This window comes from Pseudomonas sp. MF6755, assembly GCF_016405635.1.
Lineage (GTDB): Bacteria > Pseudomonadota > Gammaproteobacteria > Pseudomonadales > Pseudomonadaceae > Aquipseudomonas > Aquipseudomonas haemolytica.
Genome location: NZ_JAEKDA010000011.1, coordinates 133,532 through 154,143, shown reverse-complemented (window position 1 = coordinate 154,143; position 20,612 = coordinate 133,532). Strand labels below are relative to the sequence as shown.

The following is a 20,612-nucleotide window of genomic DNA, read 5'->3' as shown; positions in this document are numbered from 1 at the left end:
CTCGCGCTTTAGACGCAGATCGGCGGGCGTTTAACGCTTATAGCAACAAGTGCTTAGACGTTAGGGCAAGGCACTGGCGCCCAGTCGACCAGGTTGGGGTTGGTGCAATTGAGCTTGAGCTGCGAATCACCAGCGTTGGCCACTTGCTTGCTTTCAGCCTGCTTGGCCTGGGCCGTCTGGAAGGTTTTCTCGGTGGTGACCGCTTCTTTCGGCACGGTTGGCAGCACCAGCTTTTTCGGTGGCTTGGTGCCCGCGCCTTTCTTCTTGGCCGCAGGCACAACAGGAGCCACATCGGCCTGGGCCACGGTGACCACGTCGGCACGCTGCACGCCGACTTGTTGCAGGTCTTTTTCGTAGGCCTGGGTGTAGTTGTTCAGGTCTTCGCTGGCTTTGCCGTTGACCGCAACGATCAAGTCATTGGACTCCTTCAGGCCCGAAACGATTTCCGCCAGGCGCTTGCGGCCTTCGGTGTCGTTGACGGTCTTGGCCTTGCGATCAGCCACCAGCTTGGTGAACGCGCTCTGGTAGCACTGTTGCGACGCCTTGGCGTAGGCAGTGCTGCGGTCGATGTCGGAGGCGCTTTTGTTCACGTCAGCGGCATAGGAGGCGATGCGCTGGTTGTCATCGGCGATCTGCTTCTGACGTTCGGTGTAGTAACCCGTCGCGCCGCCGGCCAGGGCGCCACCCGCCGCACCGATGGCGGCATTACGGCCACGGTTTTCCTTGTCGCCGGTCAGGGCGCCCAGCAACGCGCCGCCGGCCGCACCGATGGCGGCACCGGTCACCACCGACTTGGTCATGTTCGAATCGGTGGCACGCAGGTGCTGTACCGGCTCGTAGCAGTTGGGGTAGTACTCGACCTTGGTGCTCGACGCGACCTTGGACGCAGGCGACGTGGCGCAGCCAGTCAACACGGTGCTGAAACCGGCTGCGATCAGCAGCAGGTGACGCTTGGAAACCGCCTTACGGGAAAAAAGCATAGGTGTGATCTCTGTTAAGTTTGACTTGCCCAGCACGGCCCACCGCCGCCTGAGTCCCTTCCAAGCTCGCTAGACAGCCAACGATCAAGACCGCTGACCGCTCGCTGCGAGCAATTCCTTCAAGATCGTTGCCGGGTCGGCCCGCTGTTGCTTGCGGTAGTTGCCGACATGACGAACGAACAGTGTCGCGCGCGTCACCAGGCTCTTGCCGAGCACTGGCTTGCGATCCAACTCTTCCTTGATCCGTTGAAACTGCGCCTGGATCACCGCATCGGTGTAGCGCGTGCCAGTGGCCAGGTTGTCGATATAGATCGCCACCGCGCCATCAAGGGCGCTGCGCCCATTGGTAATGGCGGTGGCGAACAACTGCGCGCTGGCTTCGTCCTTGCTGTCCACGGCCTGCTGGCGACTCTTCTGCAGGTTGGCCAGGCGGATGTTGTAGTTGCTGATGGTCTCGGCCACCAACGCCGCCGACTGGATCAGGTTGCCCGCCGCTTCTTCGCGCTGCTGGGCGATCAGCGAAACGTTGCGCTTGAGCTCTTCGTTGACCAGGCCCAGCTCGGCTTGAAGCTTGGGGTCGACGCTGGCGGCGATGATGCTGTCCAGGCGCTTGGTCGGGTCCTGGGCGTCGTCGATGGCGTCGGTCAGTGAGGACAGGCGGCCTTCCTTCTGCCACTGGGCGAACAACTCCTTGTAGCGCGAGCGCGGCGCCGACAACGCGCCAATCGCCACGCGAAAGCCGGTGGTCTCGTTGCTTTGCTCGGTGCCATCGGCAGCAAACAGCGGGTATTCGCGGCGCATGCCGGTGAACAGCGTGCCCTCGCCTTCCAGGTAGTTGCCGCCCTTGACCACAAAGCCGCCGTAGGTGCCCTGGCGCCGGCCGGCGTGGACCAGTTGGAAGGATTCCTGGACCATTTCCGCCGCGTTGCCGATCACGTCGAACAGGCCGATGGGGTTGGGCAACTTGGTGCCGATAGGCATCAGCCGCGCCGCCTGGCCGGTGCCGCCGGCCACCTGGTTGAACACCGCGTAATCGGCCAGCGGGCCATCGCTTTCACTGCCCTCGGTGCGGCGCGGGTACAGACGGCCTTCCAGGTCCTGGCGACTCACCGCCTGGCCACCGCGTGCGGCGTACTCCCACTCCACTTCAGTGGGTAGGCGCACAAAGCCCAGGCCACCGTCTTCGGCCGACGAGCCGCGCCCGCTCACCGGCAGCAACTCGCGGTGGTATTTCATCAGCCAGGCGCTGTACACCGCCGAAAAACGCTCGGCTTCAAAGCGTGACAGTTTCACTTTAGGCAAACGCCCGGCCATGCCGGAAGGCGCGTCGCAGGCCGGTGCCGGTTCACCGCTGGCCAGGGACTGCGCCTGGGCCATCACCTGGGCGTATTGGCGGGCAGTCACTTCGTACTTGCCGATGAAGTACAGCATGGGCTTGAGCGGAGTCTTGGCGTCGGTCTTCGGCATCAGCGGCGCGATGACTTTATTCCAGTCTTTGGGCAAGTCCTTGAGGGTGAACTGGCCGTTGATGAAATCGCGGCGGTAACCGGAAATAAACGATTGCTGGTAACCGGCTTCGCCTTCGGCAAAGGGGTAGCCAAGGCTGATTTCGCGGTCATCCAACGTGCCTTGGGCCAGCACATAGGCGTAGCGGAACACCATGTTGCCGTCGCAGGGCAGCGGCAGGCTGACGTCGTCCGGCAACGGCTTGGGGTTGTCGAGCTTGTCGCTTGCCTCATCGGCCCAGGCCAGCGAGGCCAGGCTCAGCGCCACACAGGCGCCCAATAACTTATACATCTCTGATTCCTTCAGAAGCCTGGATTCGCGCCACCCGCCAACCGCCACCGGCCGCCGCCACAATGCTGACGCCGAGCACAGCCACCAGGGCCAGGCCGTAGTGACGCGCCAACAGGTGGCTGGCGTATTCACCCGGCACCTGCATGAATAACTTATTCACAGCTGCCTCGGCCAGGCCATACAGCCCACCACTGAGCACGGCGGCAAAGCCCGCGCTGAACAGCGCCTGCAGCAGCACAAACAGCAACAGCGCGCCGGTGGAAAACCCCAGCAGGCGCAACACCGACAATTCCCGGCGCTTGCGCGCCACCGCCGCCAGGGTTGCGGCGAAGATCGCCGCAAACGCCCCTGCCAGGGCCAACCCGGCGATGATCCAGAACACAATCGACAGGTTGCGGCTCAACGACTGCACCTGGGCGATGGTGTTCGCCTGGGTCGACACCAGCAGATTCTGCCCGGCAAAAAACACCCGCAGCGGCTCTACATCGGTGAGGTTGCGCGCATACAAGCGAAACGCCGGGTACACCCGCTGTTCGCTGCTACCGACCTCACCCCCCGCCCAGCCCAACACCGGTACTGCGCGGCCATCGCGGTAATCTTCCGCGGCTTCCAACAGGCCAAGGTCGGCAAACAAGCCGTCACGGGCGAAGGCTGCCAACGGCAACACCGCCAGCACCTGCAACCGCGTGCGCTGGGCTTCGACCTGCCCGGCCACTTGCCGCGCAAAGCGGGTTTCCAGCCAGTCACCGGGCCTTGCCGCAAGCTTCTCGGCGGCGGTATGGCTCAGCACGATCTGGTCCAGGCCCCGTGGCATCGGCAAACCTGCCAACAACGGATCACCCGCTGCGGTCGGCAGCATTTCCACGGTCAACGCGCCCACCTGGGCCGTCGCGGCAATCTGGCGTGTACGCGGCAAGGCAAACGCCACATCGCTGCGCTGACCCAGTTGCTCGATAAACGCCGCGCTGAATCGACCACCGCCCAACGGGATAATTTCACGGGTGGAGGGGTCGGTCTCCAAGCGTTCGGTCAAACTGCTAACCAGTCCAAACTTCAGGCCAAATAACACCAGCAACGGCGCGATAACCGATACCAGCGCCAGCACCGAACAGGCCGACAACCATCCGTCGTTGCGGTAATCCTGCCAGGCGAGCGATGTAATCAGGCCGATGCGCATCAGCACACCTCCCCGAGGGTCGCGGTGACGCCGCCGTCAGGGTCGCGCCGGCAACTGATGCGCCGTACCTGCAAGCCACTGGCGCGGGCCAGGGGTTCGTCATGGGTGGCGATCACACAGGCCGCACGGTGTTCGCGGGCCTGAGTCAGCAGCGCCTGCATCACCCGCTCGGCGTTGAACGGGTCGAGGGATGCGGTCGGCTCATCCGCCAGTACCAGTTGCGGTGCATGGGCCAAGGCGCGGGCACAGCTCACACGCTGGCGCTGGCCCACCGACAACGCGGCCGGGCGCTTGGCCAACTGATCGCTGATCTGCAACTGCTCGGCCAGGCGCGCCACGCGGCCGTCGTCCTGCAAACCCAGCAGTTGCCGGGACAGGGCGATATTGCCGCGCACATCAAGGAACCCCAGCAAGCCACCGGTTTGCGGCACATAGCCCAGGTGCCGGCTGCGCAGCGCGGCCAGGGCGGACTGCCGGTCGGCACGCCACAGCGCGCCGATGTCCTGCTGGTTGAAGTCAAACTGCTCGACTTGATCGGGCGCCAATACCAGGGCCAGCACATCCAGCAAGGTGCTTTTGCCGCAACCGCTGGGGCCGACAATCGCCAGTTGCTCACCTGCGCCCAGCTGCAACGCCGGAATCACCAGGCTATAGCGCTGGCTACCGACGCCCCGGCTCTTGTGCACCGCGTTCAGGCTCAGCATTACGGCAACGTCGACAGTGGCACGCGATACAACGCATCGCCCGGTTCGGCATCGCCGAAACGGACCCAGTTGGCCACGTCGTTATGGAAGGTTTCATACAGGCGGATTTTCGAATCCAGCTCGTCGATAAAGTCCTCCTGCTCGGCCACGCTCAACGACAGCCACAAATCCTGGGTCATGTTCAGCGACTTGCTGCGGTACGGCAGGCCCTCCAGGTATTCGCCGAGCAAGCCGCCGTCGGCCAGGTTGCCGCCCTTGCGCAGGGCTTGCGGGTCACGGCTCATATAGGCCGAGGCGCTGGCGATTTCCTGGAAGAAATCCTTGGGTGAGCTTTGGGTCTTGCGCGCCGCATCCACAATCAACTTCAGCGACTGCTGCAAGTCGTTGAGTTGCAGCTTGGTCAGCATCACGCACACCTGAAACGCCGGCAGCGCCGGGTTGGTGAGGTCGCGGTCGGCGGTCCAGGCGCTGACCAATTGCGGTGCCTGGCTGGCGCTTTTGCGCCCGAGGAAGTCCATGTGCATCGCATAGCCGACCGCTGCGGATTTGTCCGCCAGGCTGGGCGCCGAACTGAGCAGCGGCACCGGTTGCGGCGTGTTACTGCGCACCTGATGCACCAGGTTGGCGAACACCGTGCCGATCTCATCGACGCGCTCGCCCAGCTTGCGTACATCACCACCCGGCACCGGCGTGTACAGGTCGCCGATCTGCGGGTTGGCGTCGGCGGTGAGGATGCGGTATTGGCTCTCGGCACCGGCATGGGTTTTCTTGCCGGCGTCGGTGCGCAGGTGCAGTGCGTAGATCTTGATCTGCTTGCCCAGCGCGGCCTGGCGCACTTCGGCTTCGTTCATCTGGGTGGCGGCAAACGGGTCGTTCTTGCGCAGCGCGCCCGCGTCGGTGACCAGCAAGATGATGCGGCCACCGTAGCCAGACCAATCCATGCCATCCACCGCCTGCATCACCCCGGCAAATGCGTCTTCGTTGAAAGAGTGGCTGGACACCGTGGAGGCTTTGACCTGGCGCGCCATATCGAGAAAGCGTTGCGGGTCACGACCTTGGTCGAGGCTGATCAGGGTCTTGGCGACGTACTCCAGGCCCGGGGTTTTCTTGATGCTGCTGCGAAAACCCACCAGGCCGAAGCTGACACTGTCCAGCTCGCCGCGTTCGGCAATTCGGGTTTGCAGTTCGTGGACCACATCGCGCACTTGGTCGATATAGGGCTGCATCGACACAGTGGTGTCGACCACTAGCACCACGGCAGTGCGGAAAGCGTCGGCGTTGGCGCTGATCACCGGCGTGGCTGGTTTGGCCACCGCGCTGCTGCCCGGGTCGATGGAGGCGATGTTGAGCAACTGCACCGGTTGGCCGTTTTCGTCGAAGCTCTCTTTGGAATCGAAGATTGGCAGCAGGTAGAACTGGTTCTGCGGCACTGCGCTGGCAGTCGGCTCCAGGGCCAGCACTTGCTGGTTGTCCTCACGGTTGTTCTGCGCCTTGGCCAACACGCTTTTCGCGGCGGCGGGATCGGCCAGCAACTTTTCCACTTCGGCCGATTGGCGCAGGAACATCACCGGCGCCCGACCCGAGCGCTCGGTGAACTTGAGCACCAGGCTTTGTTTCCAGTCGCTGACCTGAGAAGCCGGCAGCCAACCGTCGCTGCGACCATCGGTGGCAGCGCCAACGCGCACCCACGAGCTGCCATCGACATCCTTGCGCTGGTACACGTAGAGCACGGAAAACGCCGGCAGCGCTTTGCCAGGCGCAGTGCCCGCGTCCGTTGAAAGCTTGGCGCCGGGCTTACTGAGTACGCGCTGGAACAGGGTCTTCTTGCCCGCCATCAGCAAGGGTCGCTGGCCGCCGTCCACTTCAGCGACGCCCACAGGTGGCGTCACCTTCGGCACTACGGCAGCCGGTGGCTGGGCCGGTGCATCGGTGCCGCTCAACCACCAGTAACTGGCGCCACCAATGGCCAAGGCCACCGCGACCGCCACAGCGGCCAATGCCAACACCGGCCCACGGCGCTGCTCGGACGGGGCATTGTGCTGCGTCGGCGTGACTACCGGCTGTCGCACTACCGGCTGCGGCTGCGGTTTATCGGTCGGGATGTCGATGGTGACAGGCGTCATGCCCGCCAGGTCAAAGCTCAGCGGAATAGGCAGCGGTCGTACCAGCGTGGCGTCCGATTCATCCTTCGGCAGCTGGTCCAACGCCACCAGCAACGCCGCCGCATCCGGGAAGCGTTCCGCCGGGTCCTTGGCCAGCAACTTGCGCAGCACGCCCTGATAACGCCCGTGGTGCACCGGCAGTTCCGGCAACGGCTCGGTCAGGTGCGCCAACGCAGTGGAGAGCGCATCAGTGCCGCTATAGGGCAGCTTGCCGACAAGGATTTCGTACAGCACCACACCTAGCGCGTAGAGGTCTGCGCGCCCGTCGATCTCCTGGCCCCGCGCCTGCTCCGGGCTCATGTAGCTCGGCGTGCCCACGGCAAACCCGGCCTGGGTGAATTGGGTGCGGTCGTCCAGCGACTTGGCGATACCAAAGTCCGAGAGCACCGCCGTGCCATCGGCGCGGAACAGAATGTTTGCCGGCTTGACGTCGCGGTGCACCAACCCTTGGGCATGGGCATAGCCCAGAGCCGAGGCAATCTGGCGGATCAGCGCCACGCCCTGCTCCGGCGTCAGGCCGGCGGCAATACGTTCCTTGAGCGTGCCATTGGGCAGGTATTCCATGGCCATGTAATACAGCTCACCGACGTTGCCGATGTCATGGATGGTCACCGTGTGCGGGTGCGACAAGCGCGCCAGGGTCTTGCCCTCGCGCAGGAAGCGTTCGCAGAATGTCGGGTCGGCCGCCAGCGCCGCCGCCATCACTTTCAATGCCACCTTGCGCTCCAGCGAGCGCTGGGTCGCCAGGTACACGCTGGCCATGGCGCCTTCGCCAATCTCGCCTTCGATGTCATAACCCGGGATGACAATGTTCATGACGAGACCTTCACGACGAGGGTGGTGATATTGTCCGGTGCACCGCGATTGAGCCCCAGGTGCACGAGGCTGCGCACGATTTCATCCGGCGCGTCATGGCTGAGCACTTCACGGATTTCATGGTCTTCGACGGTCTTGTTCAGGCCATCGCTGCACAACAGGTAGCTGTCGCCGGGTGCGATCAATAGATCCACCGACGCAACTTCCAGCTGGGCTTCCACGCCAACAGCGCGGGTGACGATATTGGCGCGCGGGTGTGTGCGGGCATCCGCTTCACTGAGCAGGCCGCTGTCTTGCAGGTCTTGCACGTAGCTATGGTCGCGGGAAATGCTGTCCAATACACCGTCGCGCAGGCGATACAAGCGACTGTCACCGGCCCACAGGCACACACCGCGCAAGCCGCGTGCGGCGAATACCACCACGGTGCTGCCCATCATGGTCACGCCACGGTGGGCGGTTTCTTCGCGTACGGCCGCGTTGACGCGCAGCAGGTCGTTACGCAGCGCCGCCGAGTATTCGTCGAGGGAGCGGCCCAGCGGCACGTTGCGCAGGCTGTCGACGATCAAGCTGCTGACATAGTCCCCCGCCGCGTGCCCGCCCATGCCATCGGCCACCACCCACAGGCGGTTTTCCGGCAGGTCCAGGCAGGCGTCTTCATTGACCTGGCGAACCATGCCCACATGGCTTTTGCTCGCGGATTTGTACGTCGCCCCCATCTACACCACACCTTCTTGTCCGAGCAAAAACTGCGCAAAATCGTCGGCGGCAGGCAAACCCTGACACCGTAATAAACCAGGGGAAATACGCTGCGAACCCCGGCCCCACCACAAACTCGCGCCCTCGCAAGCCTGTTCGGCCAGTGCGGTCATACGCTGATGGGGCACGGTGGCGGATACGCGTTGCAGGCCGGCGAAACGGCTGTCCACCGCACGCGGCTCAGTCGCTGGCAAACCCAGGTTGTCGAGGCCTGCGTTGAAGCTTTCGAAGGTGGCGCCGGTATCCAGGGTGCTGAGCAATAGCTCTTCGGCCTGCTCGAACCAAGTGTCCGGCCCGCCCACCAAGGAGGCGGGATTGGTGTCGTGATCCAGCAAGCTGACCACCGCCAACGGAAAATACCGACCGACCCGGTCAATGCTCGGCATCACCACACCCGCCGCCGCGTCTGGCCCGCATACGCCCGGCGCCAGTACAAAGCGCCACAACGGGCTGACCAGGTACACGTTGAGCCAGTCACCGCCCAGGCTGTTCTGGCTGGCGAGCAAACCCGCCGCCAGCCAGCTGTCCCACGGGCCGATAAAGCTCTGGGGCAAGGCGCGGCTGACAAAGTCGCCGCGGCTGGCCAACTTGCCGTAGAAGCCCAGGGTCGTCATAGCCGCTCCGGCAGGCTGAAGCCGCTGAGCACACGGCTCTTGAACGGGTTGAAGGCACTGTTGGCGCGCAACTCGTAGGCGATGCTGGCACCGTCGACCCGCAGGCGCAGGTTGAAGCGGTCCGGCGAGTTGCCGGCGGTGAGATCCGATTGCTCCAGCAGGCGGAACCAGGCCCACGGGCCATCCAAAGTGATACCGGAGCGACCACTGGCCGACGGCGGCATGATGGAAATACGCACCACGCCAATGCTGCCGGGGTTCGGCCATTGCATCGCCACCGGGCGGCTCGGGCCGTGGTCGTAGCTCAATTGCTGGCCGTCGAGGTCGAGCAGGAACTGAGTGATGGTCGGGTCCATCGACACCGGCTTGAGCTCGAAACGCACAATGGGCTGGGTGCCACCGGATCTAAAGAACGCATCCCGAATCGTCGCTGCACGCTGGAAGGTTTGCAGCACGCCCGGGGCAATCCCAAGCTTCTGCGCCGCGCCCGGCTGCCAGCGCCAAGTCTGTGCCGACGTGTCTACATAGGGCTGCAGGTATTTGCGGAAGTAGTTGTCCATCACCCCGCCCACACCGAAGAACTGGCCAAAGTCATCCAGGGTCGCGTCCCGCGCACTGCCCGGCGACATCGGGTAACGACCGGCCAACGACTGGCGATACACGTTGACCACTTCACTGACCCAGGCCGCATTCAGTTGGTTACGCACCCCACCCATCATGCTGTTGGTGGTGGAGTTGACCACCGACTTGACCATGCCTTGCACCAGCGGCGGCTGGCGCTCGGCATTCAGGCTAACCCGCGTGGCCGCAGCCGACGCCTGGTTCTTGGCCTCACCTAGCAGCGCATCGCCGCTGGCGCCGACCATGGCACTGACCTGCACATACAGCGCATTCATGTCCGACAGCAGGCCGTCGATGGCCGCCGGTTCGCCTTCGTTTTTACTGACGATGCTGTTGAGTTCGGCAAAGTGCGCGGTCACTGGATCATCCGCCGCCACCGGGGCATTCGCCGTCGGTTGCTGCTCGCCGAGCAAGCTTCCCAGGCGCTCCTTGAGCTTGTCAACGCCGCCTTCCACCGGCACACCTTTGGCGGCCAATTGGCGCTCTTCGGCTTGCAGATCGGTTTCCTTGGCGACCGCCACCAGCAACTTCTTCAAGGGCGAGGTCGGGCCGGAGATCACCCGCAGTACATCAGCGGCCTGGGCCACACTGGTAATCGGCACGAAGTCGATATCGGCGAGCAGCGCATCCCACTGGCGCTGATAATCCTGGAAATACAGACGGCGCACATCCGCAGCCAGGCTCACCACATTCTGCTGATCGGCCTGTTCGTGGCCCAGCACCCATTGCTCTTCAGCCAGCGTGCCGGTCTGGTTCAGGCTGCTCAGCAGGAACGCCTGGCGATAGCCCTTGGCGGTGAAGAAACCACTTAATGGCTCGCCCAATGGCTTGCCGCTTTTGCGGCTGAACACCAGCGCGGCGTCACGGCCAGCGGCTTCGTTGAGGCGAAAGTCCGGGACGCCCTCGGGCAGCTTCTGGCGTTTGACCCGGTCATACACGCGCTGGGCCACCGGCAGTTGCTGCAACTGACGACGCAAGTCATCGATCAGGCGTGGGTCCAGGCGGGCGCTCGGCGGGTGCCGCTCGAACAGCGCCTGCAAGTGCCCGGCCAGTGCCTGGCGTTGGTCGGCCGGCAGGTCACGGGGCAGGTTGCGGTCCCAGTCCAGGGCGATCCAGGCCTTGATAAAGTCCGGGTCGTAATGCTCGCTGTCGGCGAGCATCAGGTAAGCCTTGAGACCCTCGTAGAGGAAGTCGGAGTTACCGCCACCGTGCAGTTGTTCTTCGATGCGCGTCACCAGGCGTGGCGCGAAGACGGCGATCAACAGCTTGCGGTAGACGCTGGCAGACTCGGCTTCGAGCATATCGCCTTGATACAGCCCCAATCCTTCGGACCAGCTGGGTGAATCCCCCGCGAGGTTCTTCACCGCGTTGAGCAACGGCAGCACGGCGAGCACTTCGCGCTGGGCCGGGCTCAGGTTCTGCACAGTCTGGCCCAGGGGCGCGACCTTCTGATCGACCTGGGCGATATAGGCCTGGTTGGCGCGATAACTCACCCACCACAAGCTGCTGACCACCACCACCAACGCGACGGTGGCAGCCAGTACGCCACGGGCGATCCACTTGCGGCGCCGTTCGACTTTCGGGTTCACCCCCACCAAGCCACGCTCGGCAAAGGCCACGGCGGTGAAGAGTTTCTCGATGAAGTAACTGCGCCCGGTGCCGCTCTGGCGCGCCAAGTGCTGGCGGTCCAGGTTCATGCTCTGGGCCATGGCGCCGATCAGGCGGTCAATCGGGCTGCCTTCCTGGGTGCCGCTGGTGAAATACACGCCGCGCAACAACACGCGTTCTTCAAAGGCATTGGGTTTGAATACGCCTTCGAGGAAGCTTTGCAGGCAGTCCTTCAATGCGCCGAACTGCTGTGGGAAGCCGTAGATGAGGTCGCGCCGCGCCGGGTCGCGTTCCTGTTGCAGGCGCTCCACCAAGCGCTCGTTGAGGCGCTGTTCCAGCCCGGCGAATTCGCTTTGCAGATGCGCCAGCGGGCTTTCGCTGTGCTTGCCGTCGTCCAGGGCGAAGGTCATGCCCCACACCTGGGCGCGTTCTTCCTTGCTCAGGTTGTCGAAGAACTCCATGAAGCCCGGCACCAGGTCGAGCTTGGTGAGCATCAGGTAGATAGGGAAACGCACGCCCAGTTGGGTGTACAGCTCCTGGATCCGCAGGCGAATCGCGGCGGCATGGGCCGCGCGTTCGGCGTCTGTGCCGAGCAGCAAATCCGAGAGGCTGATGGCGATAAACGCGCCATCGATGGGGCGACGCGAACGCTGCTTTTTCAGCAGGTCGAGAAAGCCCAGCCACGCAGCTTTATCCACCGTGGAGTTGCTGTCCTGGGTGGTGTAGCGGCCAGCGGTGTCGAGCAACACCGCTTGATCGGTAAACCACCAGTCGCAATTGCGCGTACCACCGACACCTCGCACCGCACCGGCGCCCAACTGCGCCGCCAGCGGGAAATGCAGCCCGGAATTGACCAATGCCGTGGTCTTGCCCGAACCCGGTGGGCCGATGATCACGTACCACGGCAGTTCGTAGAGGTTGCGCCGCTCATCGCCGCCCAGCTTGGCTTTTTTCAGCAGCGTCAGGGCTTCGTCCATGCGCTGGCGCAGGGTCGACAACTCTTCGGCGGTGGCAACACTGTTGGGATCGGCCGGGGTTTCGGCCGCCAGGCTGCGCATCACTTCGGCGGCCTGGCGGCGGGCCTGGATGATGCGGAACACGCGGTAAGCGAGCCACAGCGCAAACACCAGGACGATCAGTGCCCAGCGTCGCCCTTCGGGTACCAATACATCGAGCAACGGCCCGACAAACCAGATAATCAGGCTCAGGGCAATCAAGCCCAGCACGGGGATCACCCAGCGAATCATGAAACTGAAAAACGCCTTCACTCGACGCCCTCCGCCAATACGGTGATTTCAACCCGACGATTGCGGGCACGGCCTTCGGCAGTACTGTTGGTCGCCAACGGCTCGGTATCGCTGCGGCCTTCGGCGCTGAAACGATCGCCTTGGCCAGTCTTGGCCGCGAGCATCTCCAGCACCGACTTGGCACGGGCTTCGGACAGCGCCCAGTTCGACGGGAAGCGCAGTGTGGCAATCGGGCGGTTGTCGCTGTGCCCGGTCACGCGCACCTGGCCCTTGACCTTGCGAATGGCGTCAGCGATGCGCAGCATCAGCGGCTGGTAGTCATCGACGATGCTGGAACTGGCGGAAGCGAACAGTTCATCGCCACGAATGGTCACCACCGAGCGGTCAACCTTGTCTTCCACAGCCACGCGACCGGCTTTGATGTCTTCGGCCAGGAAGCCGGCCAGGCGCGGCCGCTCGATGACTTTCGGTTGCGCCACCGGACGGTCAATAGCCTGCACCGGGATCTCGCCCAGGGCATGGATATTCTTGAACACCGGCTCGGCGTCCGAGGCCAGCTTCATGCGTAGGCCGAACAGCAACGCCAGCAGCAGCGCCAGGCCAATCGCCACGGCGATCCACGGCGGCATGAATTGCGCCAAGCGATCACGGGCCACAGTCACGCCACGCCAGTGCGGCGACAGCTCACGCTCGTGGTCACCACGGGCACTGCGAATGGCCGCGGCGGTACGCTCGCGCAAGGCTTCCAACTGGCTACGCCCGTCAGTCATCACGCGGTAGCGGCCTTCAAAACCCAGGCACATGCACAGGTACAGCAGCTCCAGCAGATACAGGCGCTCCCGTGGGCTTTGCAGGCAGTGGTCGAGCAACTGGAAAACCTTTTCACCGCCCCAGGCTTCGTTGTGCACGGTGATCAGCAGGCTTTGTTTACCCCAGTCACTGGTGCTACCCCACGGCGTGCTCAACACCGCTTCATCCAGGGCGGTGCACAGCGCGTAACGGGCCAGCAGCACTTCGTTGCGCGCCACACCGGCCGCTTCGGCGCGTTCTTCGAACTGGCGCAGATAGGCCAACAACTGCGCACGCAGGCTGGCCGGTGCCGGGTGGGCGATGGTGTTGCGCAGCCGCGTCAGCAACGCCAGTAAAGGGCCGGCGGCGCTTTCCAGCGGGTTCAGGCCGTGGCTTTTGCCGGTGAGGATCGGCGCAGCCGGCATCGACAGCGGCGTCGGCTCTGCGCGTGCAGGTTCCGGCGCACGGCCACCCGGGCGCGGCATGAACTGGGTGCGGTCATCGTCATTGGGATGCATCGCGGATTATCCTCGGATCGCCCAGAAGGCCAGGTTCAAGCCCGGGAACTGCCCGGCGATGTGGAAGGCAAAACCGCCGGAATTGCTCAACTGCTGCCAGTGCTCGCTGCCCCGATCCAGCTCGTAATAGGTGCTGCCCGCGTGGTACGGCAGTTGGCGCGGCGCCACCGGCAACGGCAGCAGGCCAATGCCCGGCAGTTGCAGGTTGACCATGTCGCGGATGTGCTCCACTGAGCCGACCTTGCTCTGCTGGCCGAAGCGCGCACGCAGGGTTTCGCCGGGCACATCGGCACGCACCACGAGGATGAAACTGGCGCTGTCGAGCAGGGTTTTGTCGGCCAGCATGGCCACGTGGATGCCGTAGGCTTTCTCTACAATCGGGATCGGCGTGGCCTTGCTGTCGATCAGCATCGACAACGCTTCACGCAGGGCAGCCATCACGGGAATGAAGCTCAGGGCCAGGTCGTCATGTTGGTATTGCGGGTATTCCTGGGGGCGCCGGCCTGAAGTCGAAAAGGTGGAAAATTCACCGGCCAGGCTCACCAGCTCACTGAAGAAGCGCTCCGGGTGCAGTGGGCTCAACTGGCTGAAATGCTGGATCAGCGGCTGGGCGCGATTGACCAGTTGCAACAGCATGAAGTCGGCAATCTCCGAAGCGCCGCCAGCGCCCGAAGCCACCACGCGACCGGCCAGGGCTTCGCCACGCTGGTGCAACAAGCCGAGCAACTCACTGCGAAAGGCCGTCAATGGTTTGCTCGCGGCCACGTCCAGCACCGGCGGGATATACGTGTCATCGAGGACCAGCGCACGGTCGGCGCGTTTTTCCTTGATGCGTACCAGGCCGATAGCGGCGTAGTCGCTGATGCCGTCCTGCGCTGTCAGCAGGCGCAGCGCTCGCGAACCCACGGCCACTGGCGCACGGTTTTCGAATGGCGCGTTGTCGTCGCGCACTTCGCGCACCTGGCTCACATAACGCGCCGCCTCCAGGGCTTCGCCCTCGTCGACCGTGTCACGGGCGCCGGCGCGCTTGAGCGGCAGGGCCAGGTACACCAGGCCGTCGCGCAGGCTGTCGTCGATATTCAACGGGCTCGGCGCCAGGTCATCCTGGGGGATATTGAACGGTGTGCCGTCAGGCAACAGGCCCCGGGCCGACACAATCGCCAGCTTGCCCTGGGCCAGCAGGCCCTGGTCGATCAGCAACTCGGAAAAGCCCCAGGCGCCGGCCGACAACGGACGGCTGCGGGCGTCGATCAGGTTTTCCAGGTAACGGTCATGCTGCTGGAAGTGCTGCGTTCCGATGAACATGCCTTCCGACCAGACCACGCGATTGTTCCAGGACATGGGGGCTCCGATTGCTTGTTATTGGGCTGGGCTGGATGGGGCAACCACGACGTCGGCGCGCACGGCACGCACATCGAGGCTGATCTGGTGTTCGCTGGCTTGGCGCGGCGGCACGTTGATGACGGTGCGCCATTGCGCACGGTCCAACTCGCGATAGCCCACCAGCAAGCCGATCTGACGCGTGGCCGGGTTGAGGTCGCGCTGGATGCTCAGTTGCTGGCCGGGTTGGATCATCACTTCATCCTGGTCCAGCAGGTCAAGGCCGAGGGTCGATTGCGCCCGGTCAGCCAGGGCAAAATAATCGGAGCGCGCAAAGGTGGCGGCGTTTTTCAGCTCGAAAATACGCACCCGTACCGGCGCAGCCTGGCCATTGGCGCCGGGGTTAAGCCCGGCAATCGCGTGAAAGTGCAACTCGACGACAGCGGTGTTGGTGCTGGCCTCGGCTTCAGCCGCCGCTTGGGGTTTGACGGCGTCGTTGGCACACGCCGTCAGCAGCAGCGCGGTAGCGGCTGCGAGTAAAAACCTGGGAATCATCCTGCGTCCTCAATGACGTACTTAGCTATCCGTTTTATCCATTAGTGCAACGCGTGTTTAGCGTCGCTGTCGTGCGCTGTGTTCTTCGTAGGCCCGGCTGAATTCGCGGCCGAACAGGTCCTGGAAATCCTCCTGGGCCTCGCGGGAAATATTGCTGTAAAGCTCGGTGAACTGCTGCCAGTACTGGGCCTGGCGCGAGCCGTTGAAAATACTTGAGAGACCACCGGGCTTGCCCATGCGCTCTTCCAACTGCGCCGGCTCAAAGCGCATGAGCAAGTGCTTGATCGCCGCTTCCACGCCGGCCATGACCGCCAACTGGTGGGCGCGCAGGTCATCGAAACTGTCACGCACGGCGATGTCCGGCGCCATAAACGCCTGGTTGCCATGGCGAAGCAACAGCAGTAACGCTTCGTCGGCATTCGGGGCAAATTTCAACGGATTGTTTTCGGCGGGTCGGATCATCGTCTGCTGCATGCGGAACTCGCCCTTGAGGCTGGCCCGGGCACGTAATACGTCGATCAGGCCCTCGACCATCAATCGGTAGCTGCGGCCGATGCTTTCCATCTGGGCGCAGGCGTCTGCCTTGTCCAGGCGTAGCTGATCGAGGCCGGCGCCACGCAGGAAGGCTTGCAAGAGATCGGGTTGTGGCTCGGCGTCGGCCACGGGGAGCGCAACAGGCTCGACCACTGGTGGTGACGGGATAATCGGTGCGGGCGCGGGAACAGCATGATTGGCGACCGGCGCGGGTGCGTCGCCAAACGGGTCCCAGTCTTCGGGAATAACCGAACCTTGCACCTGCGGTTTTTCAGGCGCGGGTACAGGTACAGTAACCGGGGCCGGCGGGCGGAAATCGTGTTGTTCGCTCGGCACATGGTCCGCCACGGTAGGCGGCGGCACGGCGGTGGGGCTGAGGAAGTCGAACAGGTCCGGCAGAGTCTCCATCGACGAGGCCCCATGGAACTGCGGCGCGATCATCGGCGTTGGCGCGGGCGTGCTCGCCACGGCGCCCATCAGCGCTTCAAAACTGTTCGGCGAATCACCGGCAAACGGCTGGCTGTCGACGGCCTGCACGTTGAAGTCGATACGTGCCTGGATTTCATAATCGCCGATGCGGATCAACTCGCCATCTTGCAACGGCTCGCTGTTACCCCTGCGCAAACGGATACCGGCATTAACCAGCTCCACCCCGTTTGTACTGTTATCGGTTAAGTAATAACGGCCATCTTTGTATTGAATAACGCAATGTTGGGAGGAGACGAGACGCTCAGGGTCAGGCAATACCCAGTCATTGTCCGAACTGCGGCCAATAGCCATCACGCCCTGATCCATGGACTTTTCGGGGCATTGCCCAGGGGTAATCTTGTGATAACTAGTGATAGTCAAACACAGCGACATCTTGCCTCCTTGCTGATACATCGCGCGCGGTGGATCCAAAGGCAACGCGTCCCTGGATATCCCCGCAAGGTCGTGCGAACGACCATCAAAATCTGTTTTTACCAGCATGATCGCTGATCTTAACTGGCTTCCATGACAAAAATCCTTTGTTGGGACGCTGTTCGACCCATCAGTCGCGCAGGTTGTTAAACACCACACATCTGTCACAGAGGGCGAATAGCTTACCTTGACAACGCATAACTACTACACCAAAAATGCACAACTTCTTGAACATCATTGATGGCACGGTAGTGGCACTCTGCCTATATGCTCAAGAAAACATGCAAAGTTGTTCGCGCAACTAATGCATGCATTGCCCGCCCTCCAGCGGGCTGATAAGGAGATCAAATACAGTGGATGTGCCGTTGCTGCTCACCGCCGTTTCCGCGACTTCGCCCTGTGGCGAAGACATGGAATATGACGCGCAATTTCTGCAATTGGAACGTGACGCCAAGGGCCAACCCGAGCGCAGCATGGGCGATTCGATCCTGCCCGCTGAACCGCCGGAATGGCGCAGCATCCAGCAGCAAAGCCTCGACTTGTTGCAGCGTAGCAAAGACCTGCGCATCACCCATTTTCTGCTGCAAAGCTCCCTCGCCCTCCAGGGTGTGGCCGGGCTGGCCGAAGTCCTTACGCTGATCAACGCCCTGCTGCGCGAATACTGGGCTGACCTGCACCCACGCCTGGATGCCGACGACGATAACGACCCTACCGTGCGCATCAACGCCCTCACCGGCTTGACCTGCGACACGAACATTCGTCTGCTGCGCGAAAGCATTCTCACGCGCTCGCGCACCTTCGGCCCCGTGAGCCTGCGCGCTGCGCTCAACGCCAGCGGCTTGCAGAGTTTCGCCGATGAGCAACTGGGCAACCAGCAACTCAATGCCGCGTTCCTCGACAGCGACCCCGAACACCTGCAAGTCACCCGCGACGCCCTGATTGCGGCGCGTACAGCCTGCGAAGCCATCGAACAACAGGTCAATGACCAGGTCGGTTCCGCCCAGGGCGTGGACCTCAGCGCCTTGAAGCAGCCGCTCAAGCAGGCCCTGCAAATACTCAATCAAGCGGTGCCAGGCACCGACAGCAGCAGCGATCCCGAGGCCGTCAGTGAAGACAATGCCCCCTCGGTCGATTACGCCGCCGCACCCGCAGCCCCGCGCCCGACGGGCGACATCGCCACGCGCGATGACGTGCTGCGCAGCCTCGACAAGATCCTTGCGTACTACACCCGGCACGAGCCTTCGAGCCCGCTGCCGGTGTTGTTGAACCGAGCGAAGAATCTGGTGCACGCCGACTTCGCGGCCATCGTGCGCAATCTGATTCCCGACGGCATGTCCCAATTTGAAAACCTGCGCGGCCCGGACAGCGAGTAAGCCGCCGGACCGTGCAGTAACAACACCGTCGCTCAAGCGACCAGGAGCAGCAACGTGGCGAAGCAAAGTTCTCAGAAATTCATCGCGCGCAACCGCGCGCCTCGAGTGCAGATCGAGTACGACGTCGAGCTCTACGGCGCCGAGAAAAAGGTCCAGCTGCCCTTCGTGATGGGTGTGATGGCCGACCTCGCCGGCAAGCCCGCCGAGCCTCTGGCACCCGTGGCCGACCGCAAGTTCCTTGAAGTGGACGTCGACAACTTCGACTCGCGCCTCAAGGCCATGCAGCCGCGCGTGGCGTTCCACGTACCTAATGAGCTGACAGGCGAAGGCAACCTGAGCCTGGACATCACCTTCGAAAGCATGGACGACTTCAGCCCGGCCGCCGTGGCGCGCAAAGTCGACTCCTTGAACAAGCTGCTCGAAGCACGCACTCAGTTGGCCAACCTGCTGACCTACATGGACGGCAAGACCGGCGCTGAAGAAATCATCATGAAGGCAATCAAGGACCCGGCACTGCTTCAGGCACTTGCCAGCGCGCCTAAGCCTGCAGGGGACCAGTAATCATGACTGACAATACCGTGCGCGAAGGCGCCCAGAACCTGGGCGCCACCGAAGAAACCAGCGAGTTCGCGAACCTGCTGCTGCAAGAATTCAAGCCCAAGACCGAGCGTGCCCGCGAAGCGGTGGAAACCGCAGTGCGCACCCTGGCTGAACAAGCCCTGGCGCAAACCGACCTGGTGTCCAACGACGCGATCAAGTCGATCGAATCGATCATCGCCGCCATCGACGCCAAGCTCACCGCCCAGGTCAACCAGATCATCCACCACCAGGATTTCCAGCAGCTGGAAAGCGCCTGGCGTGGCCTGCACTACCTGGTCAACAACACCGAGAGCGATGAGCAACTGAAGATTCGCGTGCTCAACATTTCCAAGCCGGAGCTGCACAAGACCCTGAAGAAATTCAAGGGCACCGCGTGGGACCAGAGCCCGATCTTCAAGAAGATGTACGAAGAAGAATACGGTCAGTTCGGCGGCGAACCCTACGGCTGCCTGGTGGGCGATTACTACTTCGACCAGTCGCCACCCGACGTAGAACTATTGGGCGAGCTGTCGAAAGTCTGCGCCGCCATGCACTCGCCCTTCATCGCTGCGGCTTCGCCGACCGTGATGGGCATGGGCTCCTGGCAGGAACTGTCGAACCCGCGCGACCTGACCAAGATCTTCACCACCCCGGAATACGCCGGCTGGCGCTCGCTGCGTGAATCGGAAGACTCGCGCTATATCGGCCTGACCATGCCGCGCTTCCTGGCGCGCCTGCCGTATGGCGCCAAGACCGACCCGGTGGAAGCCTTCGCCTTCGAAGAAAACACCGACGGCGCCGACAGCTCCAAGTACACCTGGGCCAACGCCGCGTACGCAATGGCGGTGAACATCAACCGTTCGTTCAAGCACTACGGCTGGTGCTCGCGCATCCGTGGTATCGAGTCCGGCGGTGAAGTGGAAAACCTGCCGGCCCACACATTCCCTACCGACGACGGTGGTGTGGACATGAAGTGCCCGACCGAAATCGCCATCAGCGACCGCCGTGAAGCGGAACTGGCGAAGAACGGTTTCATGCCGCTGCTGCACAAGAAAAACACCGACTTCGCCGCGTTCATCGGCGCGCAGTCGTTGCAGAAACCGGCCGAATACGACGACCCGGACGCCACCGCCAACGCCAACCTGGCGGCGCGCCTGCCGTACCTGTTCGCCACCTGCCGTTTCGCCCACTACTTGAAGTGCATCGTGCGCGACAAGATCGGTTCCTTCAAAGAGAAGGACGAGATGCAGCGCTGGTTGCAGGACTGGATCCTCAACTACGTCGACGGCGACCCGGCGCACTCCACTGAAACCACCAAGGCCCAGCACCCGTTGGCGGCTGCCGAAGTGATCGTGGAGGAAGTCGAAGGCAACCCGGGGTATTACAACTCCAAGTTCTACCTGCGCCCGCACTACCAGCTCGAAGGGCTGACGGTGTCGTTGCGACTGGTATCGAAGCTGCCTTCAGCAAAAAGCGCCTAAATAACCGGACTGGCTCGCTCCCTGTAGGAGCGAGCTTGCTCGCGAAAAACTTGAAGGCGCTGCGTTCATCCAGGATGCCCG

The 20,612-nt window shown here is 63.1% G+C and carries 15 protein-coding genes; 3 read left to right on the top strand and 12 right to left on the bottom strand.

The window, feature by feature from the left end; genetic code table 11:
* Positions 1 to 53: 53 nt before the first annotated feature.
* The 12 genes from tagQ to tagH all read right to left on the bottom strand — a co-directional run bounded on the left by tagQ (position 54) and on the right by tagH (position 17,059).
* Positions 54 to 980, bottom strand: a complete 927-nt coding sequence (gene tagQ / locus JFT66_RS16530) for a type VI secretion system-associated lipoprotein TagQ (RefSeq protein ID WP_198859650.1) — start codon at positions 978 to 980, stop codon at positions 54 to 56.
* Between the two features lie 84 nt (positions 981 to 1,064).
* The gene (locus tag JFT66_RS16525) at positions 1,065 to 2,777 is read right to left on the bottom strand and encodes a formylglycine-generating enzyme family protein (RefSeq protein ID WP_198859649.1); all 1,713 of its coding nucleotides are present in this window, start codon (positions 2,775 to 2,777) and stop codon (positions 1,065 to 1,067) included.
* Entirely contained in the window at positions 2,770 to 3,954 is a 1,185-nt protein-coding gene (locus JFT66_RS16520; RefSeq protein WP_198859648.1) for an FtsX-like permease family protein, read from the bottom strand. Before JFT66_RS16520 ends, JFT66_RS16525 begins: the two co-directional genes overlap by 8 nt.
* Positions 3,954 to 4,658 (bottom strand): ABC transporter ATP-binding protein, encoded by a 705-nt coding sequence (locus JFT66_RS16515; protein WP_198859647.1) that lies wholly within the window; start codon positions 4,656 to 4,658, stop codon positions 3,954 to 3,956. The genes JFT66_RS16520 and JFT66_RS16515 overlap by 1 nt, the downstream gene beginning before the upstream one ends.
* A complete protein-coding gene (locus JFT66_RS16510; RefSeq protein ID WP_198859646.1) occupies positions 4,658 to 7,636 on the bottom strand; it encodes a serine/threonine-protein kinase in 2,979 nt (992 codons plus the stop codon). The genes JFT66_RS16515 and JFT66_RS16510 overlap by 1 nt, the downstream gene beginning before the upstream one ends.
* Positions 7,633 to 8,352, bottom strand: coding sequence for a PP2C family protein-serine/threonine phosphatase (locus JFT66_RS16505; RefSeq protein WP_034116434.1), 720 nt, complete (start codon positions 8,350 to 8,352; stop codon positions 7,633 to 7,635). Before JFT66_RS16505 ends, JFT66_RS16510 begins: the two co-directional genes overlap by 4 nt.
* Positions 8,353 to 9,006, bottom strand: a complete 654-nt coding sequence (tagF, locus tag JFT66_RS16500; RefSeq protein ID WP_034116435.1) for a type VI secretion system-associated protein TagF — start codon at positions 9,004 to 9,006, stop codon at positions 8,353 to 8,355.
* Positions 9,003 to 12,503, bottom strand: a complete 3,501-nt coding sequence (gene tssM, locus JFT66_RS16495; RefSeq protein WP_198859645.1) for a type VI secretion system membrane subunit TssM — start codon at positions 12,501 to 12,503, stop codon at positions 9,003 to 9,005. The genes tagF and tssM overlap by 4 nt, the downstream gene beginning before the upstream one ends.
* Positions 12,500 to 13,789, bottom strand: coding sequence for a DotU family type VI secretion system protein (locus JFT66_RS16490; protein ID WP_034116437.1), 1,290 nt, complete (start codon positions 13,787 to 13,789; stop codon positions 12,500 to 12,502). The genes tssM and JFT66_RS16490 overlap by 4 nt, the downstream gene beginning before the upstream one ends.
* A 6-nt stretch (positions 13,790 to 13,795) precedes the next feature.
* Positions 13,796 to 15,130, bottom strand: coding sequence for a type VI secretion system baseplate subunit TssK (gene tssK / locus JFT66_RS16485; protein ID WP_034116438.1), 1,335 nt, complete (start codon positions 15,128 to 15,130; stop codon positions 13,796 to 13,798).
* Positions 15,131 to 15,148: 18 nt separating this feature from the next.
* A complete protein-coding gene (gene tssJ, locus JFT66_RS16480; protein WP_034116439.1) occupies positions 15,149 to 15,664 on the bottom strand; it encodes a type VI secretion system lipoprotein TssJ in 516 nt (171 codons plus the stop codon).
* A 57-nt stretch (positions 15,665 to 15,721) separates the two neighbouring features.
* A complete protein-coding gene (gene tagH, locus JFT66_RS16475) occupies positions 15,722 to 17,059 on the bottom strand; it encodes a type VI secretion system-associated FHA domain protein TagH (RefSeq protein ID WP_034116440.1) in 1,338 nt (445 codons plus the stop codon).
* Positions 17,060 to 17,451: 392 nt separating this feature from the next.
* On the opposite strand from tagH, the gene tssA reads away from it, so the two are divergent.
* From tssA to tssC, 3 genes are read left to right on the top strand one after another with little or no spacing between them, the layout of a single operon-like run.
* Positions 17,452 to 18,471, top strand: a complete 1,020-nt coding sequence (tssA, locus tag JFT66_RS16470) for a type VI secretion system protein TssA (protein WP_034116441.1) — start codon at positions 17,452 to 17,454, stop codon at positions 18,469 to 18,471.
* A 54-nt stretch (positions 18,472 to 18,525) separates the two neighbouring features.
* Positions 18,526 to 19,032, top strand: a complete 507-nt coding sequence (tssB, locus tag JFT66_RS16465) for a type VI secretion system contractile sheath small subunit (protein WP_010168268.1) — start codon at positions 18,526 to 18,528, stop codon at positions 19,030 to 19,032.
* A gap of 2 nt (positions 19,033 to 19,034) precedes the next feature.
* Positions 19,035 to 20,531, top strand: coding sequence for a type VI secretion system contractile sheath large subunit (gene tssC / locus JFT66_RS16460; protein ID WP_034116442.1), 1,497 nt, complete (start codon positions 19,035 to 19,037; stop codon positions 20,529 to 20,531).
* Positions 20,532 to 20,612 lie beyond the last annotated feature (81 nt).